Raw genomic sequence first — 14,265 nt, forward strand, 5'->3', positions numbered from 1 at the left:
TTCATTCTCCTTTTTCTAACCAATTTTCCAAGACTTGGTAAACTCCTCCTTGGCTGTTAGCTGGTGCTAGAGCAGTCGCCACAGCTTTGGCTTTCTCATCAGCATTTTCCATCGCATAGGCAATTCCAGCCATTTCAAGCATTTCAACATCATTTTCACTGTCACCAAAAGCCATGATTTGTTGGGGGTTCAAGTCCCAGCGCTTGAGTAATTCTTCCAAGCCCCATGCTTTATGAATTCCAGCTTGAAGGATATCAATGCAACCATAGCCACTGGATACAGCACGAACACGGCCATCAAAGAGGTCATTGATTTCTTCCAAAACCGAACTCAAACGTTCCTCGCCAACAACCATACTCATCTTGAGAACACCACCAAAGAGGTCAGATGTTAACTCATCCACAAATTGCATCCGTTGGTAGAATTTTTCAATCATGTCTGGAGTCATAAAACTTTCAAGATCTGTAAAAATCGTACCTTCCTTGACGAAACCACCCTTCATCCCCGTTACAACAAACTGGTCCTGACACGCTCGACCCTTGAAATGAGCCAAAGCCTTGTCGACAATGGCATCATCCCAAGTCTGAGCCTGAATCAATTCATTGTTTTCAAAAATACGAGCACCGTTTGCAACAACCAGAACCACTCGATCCACCAAGTGCTCCAGTAGTTGCCTCATGCGGTGAATTTCATTCCCTGTCGCGATGACAAAACGAATCCCCCTTTGATCCAACTGATCTAAAATTTTTTCCAAGCGTGGGAGATCAAGCTGGCCTCTAGCATCCAGCAAGGTCCCATCCATATCTGTCGCAATTACCTTAATCGTCATTTACTTTCCTCTAGATTCAAGTTAGTCCCACTTCAATCCCACATGTTCGTTCATTTCTTTATAGGCTGTATCAATTCGTTCCTTAGTCGCTTCATCTAACTGATCACGATGACTGCCACCCTCGATAAAATCTTCTAAGATATAGGTTTGATAATGATATAAGGGATATCCTTCTGGTGAAAAAGTTCCCTTTGGTGTTCGATTGACCCAAGTAGGATGAGCTTTAGCTGTTTCAATAGTTGTTTTTCCACTGTTTTTCTTGACAGTTACATCCATAAGAACACCACGCTCTGTCCACTTAGCATTTTCTACACCTTGCATCGTTTCAATACGTTGGTTAGAAATAAAGTTTCCCATAGAATAGATGATAAGTTTTTTCTCTCCATCTTTTTCAACAGTCTCTGATGGCTCAACTACGTGTGGATGGCCTCCAAAGATAATATCCGCTCCCCATTCAATCATCTTGTGGTACAAAGCCTTTTGCTCTTCAGTCGGTTCTATGCGATACTCAACACCCATCTGAGGCATGATAACAGTAATGTCCGCTTCCTTCTCTGCTCGTTCAATTTCAGCCTTCATCTTATCTTCGTTTAGGTCTGAAAGATAGCGGTTATAGTCTTCTTGAGAAATACTTTGCTCAATTCCATTAAATCCATAAGAATAAGCCAAAAGTGCAACCTTGATACCGTTCACTTCCTTGATAACGAGTGGAGCTTGATCACGTGACTCGTGCGTATAAACTCCAATAGGTGTCATTCCTGCCTTTTCAATAGAATCTGCTGTTGAAATAACTCCTTCAATTTGCGAATCTAAAATATGATTATGGGCTAAATCTAAAACATGATACCCAGCATCTTTAATAGCATCCATTACTTGACCAGGAGCATTAAATAAAGGATACCCCGCTAAATAATGATCTTTATTAATAGTTCCTTCAAAATCACCTATGGCCAAATCAGCCTGTTTGAGCCAAGGTTTAACATACTCAAAATTCTCATGAAAATCATAGCTGCCATCTTCCTTTTTAGCTGACATATAGATAATATCATGGTAAAGTAAATCTCCATGAGCCATAATTCTAGCAGTTTTTTCTTCCTGATCTTTAGATTTTTGATTTGTCTTATTTGATTCTTGAGAAATGGCATCCTTTTTTTGACTGGTTAAGGGTATTCCTTGGAAACTTTCAAACAACAATACCAAGCCCATTGATAAAGCAACTGCCAGCAAAAGTACAGCAACGAATCCTTTATTGCTCCACTGACGGTAACGTCTAAAAAAGTTTACAAAACCTCTCACAAAATGAAAAACTGGTCCTCGTTTATGTCTATCTTGTCTTCTTTGCATCTTTATTCTCCCTACTTTCTAATGCAAGCCTTTTCTTTTTATTATATCACAGATAAATAATTCTTTCACAATTGAATTGAATCTGCTAGGCATTTTCTATAAAAGCTCGATGCCGTAATGCTTTCATTCCTTGTCATTTTGTGATATCATGTAGAGGTAATGAAAGGAGAGAAAATGTCTGCAATAGAACGTATTACGAAAGCTGCTCACTTAATTGATATGAACGATATTATCCGCGAGGGGAATCCTACTCTACGCGCGGTTGCTGAGGAAGTTACTTTCCCCTTGTCTGATCAGGAAATCATCCTCGGTGAAAAGATGATGCAATTCCTCAAACATTCCCAAGATCCTGTCATGGCTGAAAAGATGGGACTCCGCGGTGGTGTTGGTCTTGCTGCTCCCCAATTAGATATCTCAAAACGCATTATCGCTGTTTTGGTGCCAAACATTGTTGAAGAAGGTGAAACTCCACAGGAAGCCTACGACCTGCAAGCCATTATGTACAATCCAAAAATCGTCTCTCACTCTGTTCAGGACGCTGCTCTTGGCGAAGGAGAAGGTTGCCTGTCTGTTGACCGCAATGTGCCAGGCTATGTTGTTCGCCATGCTCGCGTTACTGTTGACTACTTTGACAAGGATGGCGAAAAACACCGCATCAAACTTAAAGGCTATAACTCCATCGTTGTTCAGCATGAAATTGACCACATTAACGGAATCATGTTTTACGATCGTATCAATGAAAAAGACCCATTTGCAGTTAAAGATGGTTTACTAATTCTAGAATAAAGAAAATCCCGTTGCAAGACGGGGTTTTGTGTTATAATAGAGGCATGAAAACAAATGATATTGTCTATGGCGTCCACGCCGTTACCGAAGCCCTCCTTGCAAATACTGGTAACAAACTCTACCTCCAAGAAGATCTCCGAGGTAAGAATGTTGAGAAAGTTAAGGAACTGGCTACAGAAAAGAAGGTATCCATTTCTTGGACCTCAAAAAAATCCCTGTCTGAAATGACTGAAGGTTCTGTTCACCAAGGTTTTGTTCTACGAGTGTCCGAATTTGCCTATAGTGAGCTGGATCACATCCTTGCCAAAACGCGTCAAGAAGAAAATCCTTTGCTATTGATTCTGGACGGGTTAACCGACCCCCATAATTTGGGTTCAATCTTGAGAACAGCCGATGCGACCAATGTTTCAGGTGTCATCATTCCCAAGCACCGTGCTGTCGGGGTTACTCCTGTCGTTGCCAAAACAGCCACAGGTGCTATTGAGCACGTCCCAATTGCCAGAGTGACCAATTTAAGCCAAACTCTAGACAAACTCAAGGATGAAGGCTTCTGGACCTTTGGAACGGATATGAACGGTACTCCTTGCCATAAGTGGAATACAAAAGGGAAAATTGCCCTCATTATCGGAAATGAAGGAAAAGGCATCTCTAGCAACATCAAAAAACAGGTAGATGAAATGATTACCATTCCTATGAATGGACATGTTCAAAGCCTTAATGCCAGTGTTGCTGCAGCCATTCTCATGTACGAAGTTTTTCGAAATAGACTATAAAAAAAGTTTCCAGTCATCTGATTGGAAACTTTTTTATGATTAACTATGTTCAGTGATAAACTTGTAAGCTTCTTGACCAGCGATTGCTCCATCTCCAACTGCTGTTGTTACTTGGCGAAGGTCTTTCAAGCGAACATCTCCAACTGCAAAGATACCGTCAACTGCAGTTTTCATGTGGTTATCTGTCACAATCCAACCTGCCTGATCTTGGATATTTAATTCTTTAACAAAATCGCTAAGAGGGTCCAAACCAACATAGATAAAGACACCACCAAAGGCTTGTTCTGTCACTTGACCTGTTTTCACATTTTCAAAGACGACAGATTCTACTCGGTTTTCACCCTTGATTTCCTTGACTACAGAATCCCAGATAAAGCTGATTTTCTCATTCGCAAAAGCGCGGTCTTGTAAAACCTTTTGAGCACGAAGTTGGTCACGACGGTGAACAATGGTAACCGTCTTAGCAAAGCGAGTCAAGAAGATAGCTTCTTCGACAGCTGAATCTCCACCACCAACTACCAACAAATCTTGGTCACGGAAGAAAGCACCATCACACACGGCACAGTAGGAAACTCCACGACTGTTCAGTTCTTCTTCTCCAGGTACTCCCAAAGGACGGTGTTTAGAACCAGTTGCTACGATAACTGTACGTGTTTCATATGTTTGGTCATCAGTAATCACTTTCTTAAAATCACCATGGTCTTCTACATTTTCAACATAACCATAAATGTGCTCAACACCAAGATTTTCAAGCGGTTCAAACATCTTTTCAGCCAATTCTGGCCCACTGATATTAGCGTATCCAGGGTAATTTTCGATATCCGATGTATTATTCATCTGACCACCTGGCAGACCACCTTCAATCAAGGCTACTTTCAGATTGCTTCGAGCTGCATACAAGGCTGCAGTCATCCCTGCAGGTCCAGCACCGATAATAATAGTATCGTACATATAGTTTCCTTCTTTCTTGTTGTAACTTTCTTTATTCTAACTCTTTCTTGTCAATCAAGCAAGGATTATGCCTTGAAAACAAGAATTAAACTCATAACCGCAAAGGATAATACTGGAACAACCAAGACCCCAATCATAATCATATCATAGAGATGGGCTTGGCGAGCCTTGGCTGTCTTATCAACTCCCGACATGGCTCTCAGTCCAATCCAAATCCCTAAAAAAATCAGGACAAGGATGGTGGTCAAGATCAAACTCTCGAAATATAAAGAAAATAGTTGCAGTAGCATGATTTCTCTCATTTCTATCTTTTTTAAAGAGTAAACTCAGCTAGTCCAGCTAACTGAGTTTTCCTTTATCTATTATATCAAATATAAGTCCGTTTGTAACTAGCGAAGAATTCTTTTGTCCGCTCTTCTTTTGGATGGTGGATAATCTCATCCGGTGTTCCAGACTCAATGATTTTCCCCTTATCTAAGAAGAGAATCTTATCAGCCACTTGGGCTACAAAGGACATGTCATGACTGACTAAAATCATGGTCTGACCTGACTTAGCAGCATCTGCAATAGACTTCTCTACTTCACCGACCAATTCTGGGTCAAGGGCTGAAGTTGGTTCGTCTAAGAGTAAGACATCTGGTTTCATAGCAAGCGCACGGGCTAGGGCAACCCGTTGCTTCTGTCCACCTGATAAATGGCGAGGGTAATGGTTTTCACGGTCAGAAAGCCCAACCTTAGCCAACTCTTCCTTGGCAATCTTAGTCGCTTCTTGGTCAGATAATTTCTTGACCACAACCAAGCCTTCTTTCACATTATCAAGTGCTGTTCGGCGTTCAAACAAATTAAACTGCTGAAATACCATAGACAACTTGCGGCGTAGGGCAAGGATTTCTTCTTGAGTGATTTTAGAAAAATCAACTGAAAAACCATCAATCTGAATCGAGCCACTGTCAGGTGTTTCAAGATAATTGAGACTACGAAGGAAAGTTGATTTTCCAGCTCCTGAAGAACCAATCAAGGCTACAACTTCCCCTTTTTGAATATCCAAGTCCAGATGATCCAAGACAGTCTGTCCTGAAAAGGATTTGCTTAAATTCGAAATCTTAATCATTAACGAAGGTCTCCTTTCACATCTGTTTGCACTGTATCGGGTGCAGAAATAGCCATTTTTCTCTCGATGAAACGACCGAGGCTTTCAATTCCGATATTGACTACCCAATAAACAAGGGCAACGGAGATGAAGCGCTCAAAGTAACGATAATCAGCTCCACCCAGAATCTGAGCTTGGGCAAAGACTTCCACAACACCCGCACTAAAGGCTAGGGACGTGCCCTTGGTCAAGCCGATTAGGGAATTAATCAAGGTTGGAGTCGCCACAACTGCTGCATTTGGAATAATCACGCGACGATAAACTTGCGCTCGGGTCATCCCCAAACTACGTGCCGCCTCAATCTCACCAGGATTGACTGAGAGAATGGCTGCACGAATGGTTTCACTAGCATAAGCTGCCTCATTAAAGGCAAAGGCGACAATCGCAAAAACAGCCGCTGGAATAGCATTGATATTGAAACCAGTTCCCCATTGCTGATTGAGAGCTTTCAAAGCCAAAGGAATTCCGTAGTAGGTCAACATGAGTTGGACCAAAATCGGTGTCCCTTTTAAGAAACTAACAAAGAAGGCCTGCAAGGGATATAAAATCTTGACACGATTGATTTTCACAATGGCAAAAAGAAGCGCCAAAACCAAGCCAAAAAGGGCACCACCAATTGTCAACATAATCGTTGTTGGAAGTTGTTGGACAATTCTTGGAATTCCATCAAAGACCGAACGCAGGCTAAAAAGCTTGCCATCCGGAATCAATTGCATCAAGTTTTGGTACCAATCTGATGCTAAAATCGTTGTAACATTCATAAAAACATCCTCTCCTGATAATGATTCATTCTACCATACTTCTGCCGTCAATGAAATTATTTGCTACGGTCAGATACAGACTTTGTCCACCTACTAGTTTATCATACTTTGAAACAGGGAGGCTATATATTTTATCTATCAAAGAGATAGATAAAAACTATTTCAATCCCAATTCTTCATAGGGTTTTCGATAACCGATTTGCTTAACAGTTCCATTTTCTACTAAAATGGGGCGTTTTAACAACATACCGTCACTTGCTAGCAACTCAGCCGCTTCTTGGTTTGACAGGCTTCCTACCTTATCTTTCAATCCTAATTCACGGTATTTGATTCCACTGGTGTTAAAAAATTGCTTCAACTCAAAACCCGAGGTTTCTAGCCAGTTTAAAATGACTTCTTGGCTAGGTGTTTCTTCGACGATATGAACGGCTTTGTAGTCCACACCGAGTTGGTTTAATTCTTGTTTTGCTTTTTTACAAGTTGAACATTTTGGATATTCGATAAATTCTAACATGTGTTTCACTTTCTATTTTATATCTTTAAAATCTGCGTCTTCATGCTCCAAGAGCCAAGCTTTCTTTTCCACTCCTGCAGCATAACCTGTCAGACGCTTGCCTGCTCCTAGCACACGATGACAAGGTACTAGGATAGACCACGGATTGCGTCCTACCGCTCCACCAATTGCTTGAGCAGAATCCACTTGCAGCTCTTGGGCTATTTGTCCATAGGTCACTGTCTGGCCATAAGGAATTCCCTGTAAATAGGACCAAACTCGCTTTTCAAAATCCGTTCCGATTGAAGCCAAGGGCAAGTCGGATAAATCCTGAGGCTTGCCTTTAAAGTAAGCATCTAAACAAGCAATAACTGGATCTAAAATGGGATGACTAACAACTGCTTCTATCGTTTCATCTCCTAGTCCCCTCTCAAAATGCTTCTGCTCCTGCACCCAAATGCCATACAAATGATAATCATCAGCTACAAGAGAAAGGGAGCCAATTGGCGAAGAATAGAGTATTTTTGCGTACTTCTTTTGCATTATTTCTTCAATTTTTGATAGGCCAAGCGTTCGCCATCAACTGGAACCTTACCAACCTGTTTAAAACCTAGTTTTTCAAAGATATGCTGCATGACCTTGTTTGCAACATGCGTATCTGAGCGAAAATCTAGATAGTCAAAACCTTCAATCAAGCCCTCTAAAAAGGTTTGAGCAACTCCCTGTCCCTGGACATCTGCTGCCACAGCAATACGGTGAAAGACTAGGTACTCTGACTCCCCAGCTTGCCAGTTGCCTTCATAAATGACTTCATAGGCTGCCTCTGGACTCTTGGTCACAGCTGCATAAGCTAGTAGTTCTCCCTCTTCCAAGGCTACGTAGGCTTGACCTGAGATAATATCCTCAATAATAATATCAGCATTTGGATAACCATTTTGCCACTGGTCACTACCAGCATCTGCTAAACATTTTTTAGCATCCTCCATCACCTGCATGATGGCATCTACTTCATTTGGAAAAGCTAAACGAATCTCCATCTGTTCTCCTCATTTCTGACTAGTTTCTCCCATCATAGCATAATTTAAGTCTTTCTACAAGCAGTTAAAACTTGACTTTCTGTTTTTATTATTTTATAATCTAGTTATTAAAACTAGATAAAAAGGAGTTGGAAATGAAAACTACCTTTTCCTACCCAAAATGGGCAGAAATCCCAAACATTGACCTCTATCTGGACCAGGTTTTACTCTATGTCAATCAGGTCTGCGCCCCTATCTCTCCTGATAAAGACAAGGGCCTGACAGCATCTATGGTCAACAATTATGTCAAACATGGTTACCTGACAAAGCCTGACAAGAAAAAATACCAACGCCAACAGATTGCCCGTCTGATTGCTATCACAACCCTCAAGTCTGTATTTTCTATTCAAGAAATAGCACAGACACTTAATACTCTACAAACTCAAGCAAGTTCAGACCAACTCTACGATGCTTTTGTGGACTACATGAACCAAGGAATTGACCCAGCTAACCCCATTATCCAAACCAGCTGCCAAACCGTTAAGCTCTATCATCAAACCCTAGCTTTAATCCATCATACTCAAGAGGAGGAAATCCGATGAACACTAGTCTTAAACTCAGCAAACAACTCAGTTTTGGAGAGGAGATTGCTAATAGCGTGACCCATGCCGTAGGTGCAGTCATCATGCTCATCTTACTCCCCATTTCATCCACCTATAGTTATGAGGCACACGGATTTTTATCCTCTATCGGCGTTTCCATTTTCGTTATTAGTCTCTTTCTCATGTTTCTATCATCCACCATTTATCACTCTATGGCCTATGGTTCGACCCACAAATACGTCTTGCGGATCATCGACCATTCAATGATTTATGTGGCTATCGCAGGCTCATACACGCCCGTCGTCTTGACCTTAATGAATAACTGGTTTGGCTATCTGATTATTGCTATCCAGTGGGGAACGACCATCTTTGGTATTCTCTATAAAATCTTTGCTAAGAAAGTCAATGAGAAATTTAGCCTTGCTCTTTACCTGATTATGGGCTGGTTGGTTCTGGCTATTATTCCTGCCATTATCAGTCAAACGACACCAATTTTCTGGAGTCTCATGGTAACTGGCGGACTTTGTTATACAGTTGGAGCTGGATTTTACGCCAAGAAAAAACCTTATTTCCACATGATTTGGCATCTCTTTATCCTAGCAGCATCTGCCCTCCAATACATCGCCATTGTTTATTACATGTAAAAAAGTTGAGAAATTCAATCTCAACTTTTTTCTTTACACATATTGATAAAGTACTGGTGCAAGCGAACATCATCAGTCAGTTCTGGATGAAAAGAAGTTACCAGCATATTTTTTTCTTGGGCAGCAACGATTTGATCTTCAACTCTTGCTAGAATTTCTACACCCTCTCCAACACTACTGATAATCGGACCACGAATAAAGGTCATTGGAATCTGACCGACTCCCTTACATTCTGCTTCCGTGTAGAAACTTCCTAATTGGCGCCCATAGGCATTGCGCTCGACCACTATATCCATAGTTCCTAGATGACTCTCTTCCTGAGAAGTAATTTCCTTAGCCAGCAAAATTAAACCCGCACAGGTTCCAAAGGCTGGTAAGCCAGAAAGAATGGCTTCTCGAATGGGAAGCAACATTCCCTGATCACGTAAGAGCTTGCCCATGGTTGTAGATTCCCCACCAGGTAATATCAAACCGGACAAGTCACTCTGATATTGCTGAAAATCATCTAGATTTCTGATTTCGACACTCTCGACTCCTAATTGCTCTAGTACTTTTGCATGCTCTGCAAAAGCCCCTTGCAAGGCCAATATTCCGATTTTCATCTATTTTCCTCGCTCAGCCATGAGGATTTGTATCTCATTTTCATTGATACCAACCATGGCTTCTCCTAAATCTTCAGAGATTTGAGCCAAGATTTGAGGATTTTGGAAATTAGTTACAGCCTTCACAATGGCACTCGCTCGTTTAACAGGATCTCCTGACTTAAAAATACCTGAACCGACAAAGACGCCCTCTGCTCCCAATTGCATCATCAGCGCGGCATCTGCTGGCGTTGCAACGCCTCCAGCCGCAAAGTTTACAACTGGCAATTTTCCATGTTCATGGACGTATTGAACCAATTCTACAGGTACCTGCAAGTCCTTAGCAGCAACATAAAGTTCGTCCTCACGTAGGTTTTGAATGCGGCGAATTTCCTGATTCATCATGCGCATATGACGAACAGCTTGGACGATATCCCCCGTACCCGGTTCTCCTTTGGTACGAATCATAGAAGCACCTTCAGCGATACGACGCAAGGCTTCTCCCAAGTCCTTAGCTCCACAGACAAAAGGAACTTGGAATTCTTTCTTGTCCACATGGAAACGGTCGTCTGCTGGAGATAAAACTTCACTCTCATCGATATAGTCAATCTCAATAGCCTCTAAAATCTGAGCTTCAACAAAATGCCCGATTCTGACCTTGGCCATTACTGGAATGCTAACCGCTTCTTGGATTTCCTTAATCATCTTTGGGTCACTCATGCGGGAAACCCCACCAGCTGTACGAATATCAGCCGGAATCCGCTCCAAGGCCATCACAGCTGCCGCACCAGCAGCCTCTGCAATACGAGCCTGTTCAGGATTTTGAACGTCCATGATAACCCCACCTTTGAGCATCTGCGCCAAGTTTTTATTTAATTCATAACGATTTTCAGTCATTTGTTTTATCCTCATTATTTATATTGGTAGCTACTATTTCATTTTAAGTCAGAAAAGAATGAACCACAAGATAAAAAAATCATAATTGTATGGGTACAGATTGACTAAAAACTATCTGACCTTAACTTAAGGCCAGATAGCTCATTCATTTTTATTTTTCAGCTGTAAGGGCAGCCATTGTGATGTAGTTGTATGGTTTGTTGAAGTGTGGCAAGAAGAAGAGGTCTGTCAATGCCAATTTATCAATTGTTACATGCTCTTGGATAGCAAGTGAGAACATATGAATTCCCATGCTGATTGCAGAATCGCGTGAAACCATTTGTGCACCAAGAATTTCACGGCTATCTTTGTCAAAGACAATCTTGATGGCTACTTCATGGTTATCATGTTTCATGAATTCTGGTTTTTGAAGATCGTTAAAGCCTGTTTCAGTTGCATTGTAACCAGCAGCTTTAGCTTTTTCAAGAGTCAAACCAGTTGAAACCATATGAAGACCGTAGATAGAGATACCGTTTGATCCTTGCACACCAATTCCTTCCAATTCATGTCCACAAGCGTTGTAAGCACCAACGATACCAGTACGAACAGCGTTTGAAGCAAGGGCGATGTAACTTGTATCTTTACGAGCATTGTCATAAACAGTCGCACAGTCACCAACGGCAAATACACCTGGAAGTGAAGTTTCTTGTTTCTTGTCTACAAGGAAGGCACCGTTGCGGAAGAGTTCAATCTTACCATCAGCAAGTGCTGTGTTTGGACGGAAACCAACTGCAAGAACAACCATATCCACATCAAAGCTTTCTTTGTCAGTAATCAAGCGTTCAACTTTACCATCACCTTCGATTGCTTTAACAGTTTGACCAAGAGCCAAGCGGATGTTGTGGTCTTCCAAGTTCTTCGCCATCATTTGTGTGAAGTCTTTGTCGTAGTATCCGTTCAAGACAGTATCTACGATGTCAACAAGAACAACTTCTTTTCCAAGACGCTCAAAAGCTTCAGCAAGTTCAACACCGATGTATCCACCACCAACAACGGCGATACGGTCAAGGTGTTGGCTCTTGTCAGCCAATTTATGAATCACTTCTTCAGCATTTTGGTACAATTTAACGAATTGTACATTTTCAAGAGTTGCTTTAAATTCACGGTTTCCTTTAACAATTTCAACACCTTCAATTGGTGGCAAGATTGGTGTAGAACCTGTAGCAAAAATCAATTTTTCGTATGATTCTTTGTGCTCTTTTCCTTCAACTTCTGCTGTAACTACTTTGTTATCATAGTCGATTGAAAGAACTGGTGAATTCATGTATACCTTAGCACCTTTAGCTTCCAATTTTTCTTTATCAGAATAGAACAAGCCTTCAGCACCGTCAATTTGTTCACCAATCCAAAGGGCCATTCCACATCCTAGGAAAGAGATGTTAGAGTTCTGGTCAAATACAACAATTTCGTTCTCATTGCCAAAATTATCCAACATAGTATTAATACATGCTGTACCAGCGTGGTTAGCACCAACTACAACGATTTTACTCATAGAAAAATTCCTACCTTCAATTTTAAATTTACCCTTCTAGTATAACATTTACTGTTAGCGTTTACAAGAGTTTAGCTAATTTTCCCGATTTTTTTGTAAAAAAATGTAAATAATCTGTATTTTATCAGCCTTTCTTACAATTACTCTTTATTTTCTGAGCATATTTCTTGACAAGTTTACAAATTTTATTTGTGAAAACGCTGACTTTATGGTATGCTAGTATCATGGAAAGAAAATGTAAGGGGTTAAATTTAATATAAATTTACTATATTTCAGCCTTCTTTTCATAAGAGAAAGGAGTTGGTAGCTTGCCTCTTAGTTCACATTCTGAACGGCTAATGGGGACTACTATCACTATTTCATTAGTGGATGAGCAAGCCGATATCTTGCTCCAAAAATCCTTTGATTTGCTCAAAGAGTTAGAATATCGTTTCAATGCAAATAGCCAAGAATCGGAGTTGATGGAAATCAATTATCAAGCTGGAATAGCTCCAGTCAAAGTTCATCCTGATTTGTTTGAACTGATTTCACTTGGATTAGAGCATAGCCTAGCACCCTCTAGCCACCTCAATATCAGTATTGGTCCCTTGATTCAAACCTGGCGCATCGGTTTTTCAGATGCCAAAGTTGCCCAGACTCAAGAAATTGAATCAGTACTTCCTTTAATCAATCCTCATTATATCGAGTTAGATTCTTCCACTTCCACTGTGTTTTTAAAACAAAAAGGAATGAAAATCGATCTTGGTTGTTTAGCTAAGGGTTATAGTGCGGATAAGGTTGCCCAATTTCTTAGAAAAGAGGGAGTGACATCTGCCTTGATCAATCTGGGAGGGAATATCCTGACTATTGGAAAAAATCAGGCAAGAGGAAATCAGCCTTGGCAAATCGGGATTCAAGACCCAGCCAATCCGAGGGGAAATCACTTAATGACCATCCCTGTTGTCAATAAATCTGTCGTGACTTCAGGCATTTATGAACGTCACCTGACTGTCGATGGAAAAGATTACCATCATATTTTTGACAGCCAAACAGGATATCCTGTTGAAACGGAACTAGCTAGCCTCACCATCATCTCTGATAAATCCGTTGATGGTGAAATATGGACAACTCGTCTTTTTGGAGAAAGACCTGCCTCTATCCTCTGGCAAGTCGAAAGTTTAGAGGGCATCGAAGCTATCCTCATCGATAAGGAAGGTCATCTAAGCTGTTCTTCAGGAATTCCTACTCTATAGAATTAGATGTTTCAATAGAGTTTTAAAATCGTATTATGTAAAAAGAGAAAGGAAATCTCATGTTAAAACTTATTGCTATTGTTGGAACAAATTCAAAACGTTCTACAAACCGTCAATTGCTTCAATACATGCAAAAACACTTTGCTGAAAAAGCTGAAATTGAACTTGTTGAAATCAAGGATATCCCTGTCTTCAACAAACCAGCTGACAAGCAAGTACCTGTTGAAATTTTAGAAATTGCTGCTAAAATTGAAGAGGCAGATGGCGTTATTATCGGTACTCCTGAGTATGACCACTCTATTCCTGCAGTTTTGATGAGCGCTCTAGCTTGGTTGTCATACGGTATTTACCCACTTTTGAACAAACCAATCATGATTACTGGTGCTTCTTACGGTACGCTTGGTTCATCACGTGCCCAATTACAACTTCGCCAAATCTTGAATGCTCCAGAAATTAAAGCAAGTGTCCTTCCAGATGAATTCTTGCTTTCACATTCTCTTCAAGCCTTCAACCCAAGTGGAGATCTAGTGGATCTTGATGTTATCAAAAAATTAGATGCTACTTTTGACGACTTCCGTATCTTTGTAAAAATCACAGAAAAATTGCGCAACGCACAAGCACTACTTCGCAAAGATGCTGAAGACTTTGACTGGGAAAATTTGTAAGATAGGAGAG

At 40.8% G+C, this 14,265-nt stretch carries 18 protein-coding genes; 6 read left to right on the forward strand and 12 right to left on the reverse strand.

Annotated features, from left to right (window positions below; translation table 11 throughout):
* Position 1 precedes the first annotated feature (1 nt).
* Together O3616_RS07260 and O3616_RS07265 are read right to left on the reverse strand one after the other, a co-directional pair.
* Positions 2–829, reverse strand: coding sequence for an HAD family hydrolase (locus O3616_RS07260; protein WP_371638501.1), 828 nt, complete (start codon positions 827–829; stop codon positions 2–4).
* A gap of 21 nt (positions 830–850) precedes the next feature.
* Positions 851–2,173 (reverse strand): CapA family protein, encoded by a 1,323-nt coding sequence (locus O3616_RS07265; protein ID WP_371638502.1) that lies wholly within the window; start codon positions 2,171–2,173, stop codon positions 851–853.
* Between the two features lie 174 nt (positions 2,174–2,347).
* On the opposite strand from O3616_RS07265, the gene def reads away from it, so the two are divergent.
* The gene (def, locus tag O3616_RS07270) at positions 2,348–2,959 is read left to right on the forward strand and encodes a peptide deformylase (RefSeq protein WP_001272956.1); all 612 of its coding nucleotides are present in this window, start codon (positions 2,348–2,350) and stop codon (positions 2,957–2,959) included.
* 44 nt (positions 2,960–3,003) lie between these two features.
* The gene (gene rlmB / locus O3616_RS07275) at positions 3,004–3,732 is read left to right on the forward strand and encodes a 23S rRNA (guanosine(2251)-2'-O)-methyltransferase RlmB (RefSeq protein ID WP_371638503.1); all 729 of its coding nucleotides are present in this window, start codon (positions 3,004–3,006) and stop codon (positions 3,730–3,732) included.
* 39 nt (positions 3,733–3,771) lie between these two features.
* Here the strand turns inward: rlmB and trxB are convergent, their stop codons facing one another.
* The 7 genes from trxB to O3616_RS07310 all read right to left on the reverse strand — a co-directional run bounded on the left by trxB (position 3,772) and on the right by O3616_RS07310 (position 8,124).
* Positions 3,772–4,683, reverse strand: a complete 912-nt coding sequence (gene trxB / locus O3616_RS07280) for a thioredoxin-disulfide reductase (protein WP_247928045.1) — start codon at positions 4,681–4,683, stop codon at positions 3,772–3,774.
* 65 nt (positions 4,684–4,748) lie between these two features.
* Positions 4,749–4,973 (reverse strand): DUF4059 family protein, encoded by a 225-nt coding sequence (locus tag O3616_RS07285; protein ID WP_000926599.1) that lies wholly within the window; start codon positions 4,971–4,973, stop codon positions 4,749–4,751.
* Between the two features lie 77 nt (positions 4,974–5,050).
* Positions 5,051–5,794 (reverse strand): amino acid ABC transporter ATP-binding protein, encoded by a 744-nt coding sequence (locus tag O3616_RS07290; RefSeq protein ID WP_172925010.1) that lies wholly within the window; start codon positions 5,792–5,794, stop codon positions 5,051–5,053.
* A complete protein-coding gene (locus O3616_RS07295; protein ID WP_001103447.1) occupies positions 5,794–6,594 on the reverse strand; it encodes an amino acid ABC transporter permease in 801 nt (266 codons plus the stop codon). Before O3616_RS07295 ends, O3616_RS07290 begins: the two co-directional genes overlap by 1 nt.
* Positions 6,595–6,751: 157 nt before the next feature.
* Entirely contained in the window at positions 6,752–7,108 is a 357-nt protein-coding gene (locus O3616_RS07300) for an arsenate reductase family protein (protein WP_000889092.1), read from the reverse strand.
* A 12-nt stretch (positions 7,109–7,120) separates the two neighbouring features.
* Positions 7,121–7,630, reverse strand: coding sequence for a methylated-DNA--[protein]-cysteine S-methyltransferase (locus O3616_RS07305; RefSeq protein WP_371638504.1), 510 nt, complete (start codon positions 7,628–7,630; stop codon positions 7,121–7,123).
* Positions 7,630–8,124, reverse strand: coding sequence for an N-acetyltransferase family protein (locus O3616_RS07310; protein WP_371638505.1), 495 nt, complete (start codon positions 8,122–8,124; stop codon positions 7,630–7,632). The genes O3616_RS07305 and O3616_RS07310 overlap by 1 nt, the downstream gene beginning before the upstream one ends.
* 134 nt (positions 8,125–8,258) lie before the next feature.
* Here O3616_RS07310 and O3616_RS07315 point away from each other — a divergent pair, with 134 nt between their 5' ends.
* Together O3616_RS07315 and O3616_RS07320 are read left to right on the forward strand one after the other, a co-directional pair.
* A complete protein-coding gene (locus O3616_RS07315) occupies positions 8,259–8,705 on the forward strand; it encodes a DUF1836 domain-containing protein (RefSeq protein ID WP_070842717.1) in 447 nt (148 codons plus the stop codon).
* Complete coding sequence (locus O3616_RS07320) at positions 8,702–9,349, forward strand: hemolysin III family protein (RefSeq protein ID WP_001097996.1); 648 nt, start codon at positions 8,702–8,704, stop codon at positions 9,347–9,349. The genes O3616_RS07315 and O3616_RS07320 overlap by 4 nt, the downstream gene beginning before the upstream one ends.
* Positions 9,350–9,369: 20 nt before the next feature.
* Here the strand turns inward: O3616_RS07320 and pdxT are convergent, their stop codons facing one another.
* The 3 genes from pdxT to nox all read right to left on the reverse strand — a co-directional run bounded on the left by pdxT (position 9,370) and on the right by nox (position 12,358).
* Positions 9,370–9,951, reverse strand: coding sequence for a pyridoxal 5'-phosphate synthase glutaminase subunit PdxT (gene pdxT / locus O3616_RS07325; protein ID WP_115904763.1), 582 nt, complete (start codon positions 9,949–9,951; stop codon positions 9,370–9,372).
* Positions 9,952–10,827 carry a pyridoxal 5'-phosphate synthase lyase subunit PdxS gene (gene pdxS, locus O3616_RS07330; RefSeq protein WP_371638506.1) on the reverse strand — a complete coding sequence of 292 codons (876 nt, stop codon included), beginning with the start codon at positions 10,825–10,827 and terminating at the stop codon, positions 9,952–9,954. It lies immediately after the preceding gene.
* 151 nt (positions 10,828–10,978) lie between these two features.
* Positions 10,979–12,358: a H2O-forming NADH oxidase gene (nox, locus tag O3616_RS07335; protein ID WP_371638507.1), complete on the reverse strand. Its 1,380-nt coding sequence runs from the start codon at positions 12,356–12,358 to the stop codon at positions 10,979–10,981.
* Between the two features lie 308 nt (positions 12,359–12,666).
* On the opposite strand from nox, the gene O3616_RS07340 reads away from it, so the two are divergent.
* Entirely contained in the window at positions 12,667–13,590 is a 924-nt protein-coding gene (locus tag O3616_RS07340) for an FAD:protein FMN transferase (RefSeq protein WP_371638509.1), read from the forward strand.
* A gap of 59 nt (positions 13,591–13,649) precedes the next feature.
* On the forward strand, positions 13,650–14,255 hold the full coding sequence (locus O3616_RS07345; RefSeq protein ID WP_042751459.1) for an NADPH-dependent FMN reductase: 606 nt from the start codon (positions 13,650–13,652) through the stop codon (positions 14,253–14,255).
* Positions 14,256–14,265: the final 10 nt, after the last annotated feature.

It is taken from the genome of Streptococcus sp. 27098_8_86 (genome assembly GCF_041432595.1).
Classification (GTDB): domain Bacteria; phylum Bacillota; class Bacilli; order Lactobacillales; family Streptococcaceae; genus Streptococcus; species Streptococcus pneumoniae_F.

Excerpts from the sequence above, each read along its gene's own strand:
- O3616_RS07260 (WP_371638501.1), bottom strand. The coding sequence starts at position 829 with ATGACGATTAAGGTAATTGCGACAGATATGGATGGGACCTTGCTGGAT.
- O3616_RS07265 (WP_371638502.1), bottom strand. The coding sequence starts at position 2,173 with ATGCAAAGAAGACAAGATAGACATAAACGAGGACCAGTTTTTCATTTT.
- def (WP_001272956.1), top strand. The coding sequence starts at position 2,348 with ATGTCTGCAATAGAACGTATTACGAAAGCTGCTCACTTAATTGATATG.
- rlmB (WP_371638503.1), top strand. The coding sequence starts at position 3,004 with ATGAAAACAAATGATATTGTCTATGGCGTCCACGCCGTTACCGAAGCC.
- trxB (WP_247928045.1), bottom strand. The coding sequence starts at position 4,683 with ATGTACGATACTATTATTATCGGTGCTGGACCTGCAGGGATGACTGCA.
- O3616_RS07285 (WP_000926599.1), bottom strand. The coding sequence starts at position 4,973 with ATGCTACTGCAACTATTTTCTTTATATTTCGAGAGTTTGATCTTGACC.
- O3616_RS07290 (WP_172925010.1), bottom strand. The coding sequence starts at position 5,794 with ATGATTAAGATTTCGAATTTAAGCAAATCCTTTTCAGGACAGACTGTC.
- O3616_RS07295 (WP_001103447.1), bottom strand. The coding sequence starts at position 6,594 with ATGAATGTTACAACGATTTTAGCATCAGATTGGTACCAAAACTTGATG.
- O3616_RS07300 (WP_000889092.1), bottom strand. The coding sequence starts at position 7,108 with ATGTTAGAATTTATCGAATATCCAAAATGTTCAACTTGTAAAAAAGCA.
- O3616_RS07305 (WP_371638504.1), bottom strand. The coding sequence starts at position 7,630 with ATGCAAAAGAAGTACGCAAAAATACTCTATTCTTCGCCAATTGGCTCC.
- O3616_RS07310 (WP_371638505.1), bottom strand. The coding sequence starts at position 8,124 with ATGGAGATTCGTTTAGCTTTTCCAAATGAAGTAGATGCCATCATGCAG.
- O3616_RS07315 (WP_070842717.1), top strand. The coding sequence starts at position 8,259 with ATGAAAACTACCTTTTCCTACCCAAAATGGGCAGAAATCCCAAACATT.
- O3616_RS07320 (WP_001097996.1), top strand. The coding sequence starts at position 8,702 with ATGAACACTAGTCTTAAACTCAGCAAACAACTCAGTTTTGGAGAGGAG.
- pdxT (WP_115904763.1), bottom strand. The coding sequence starts at position 9,951 with ATGAAAATCGGAATATTGGCCTTGCAAGGGGCTTTTGCAGAGCATGCA.
- pdxS (WP_371638506.1), bottom strand. The coding sequence starts at position 10,827 with ATGACTGAAAATCGTTATGAATTAAATAAAAACTTGGCGCAGATGCTC.
- nox (WP_371638507.1), bottom strand. The coding sequence starts at position 12,358 with ATGAGTAAAATCGTTGTAGTTGGTGCTAACCACGCTGGTACAGCATGT.
- O3616_RS07345 (WP_042751459.1), top strand. The coding sequence starts at position 13,650 with ATGTTAAAACTTATTGCTATTGTTGGAACAAATTCAAAACGTTCTACA.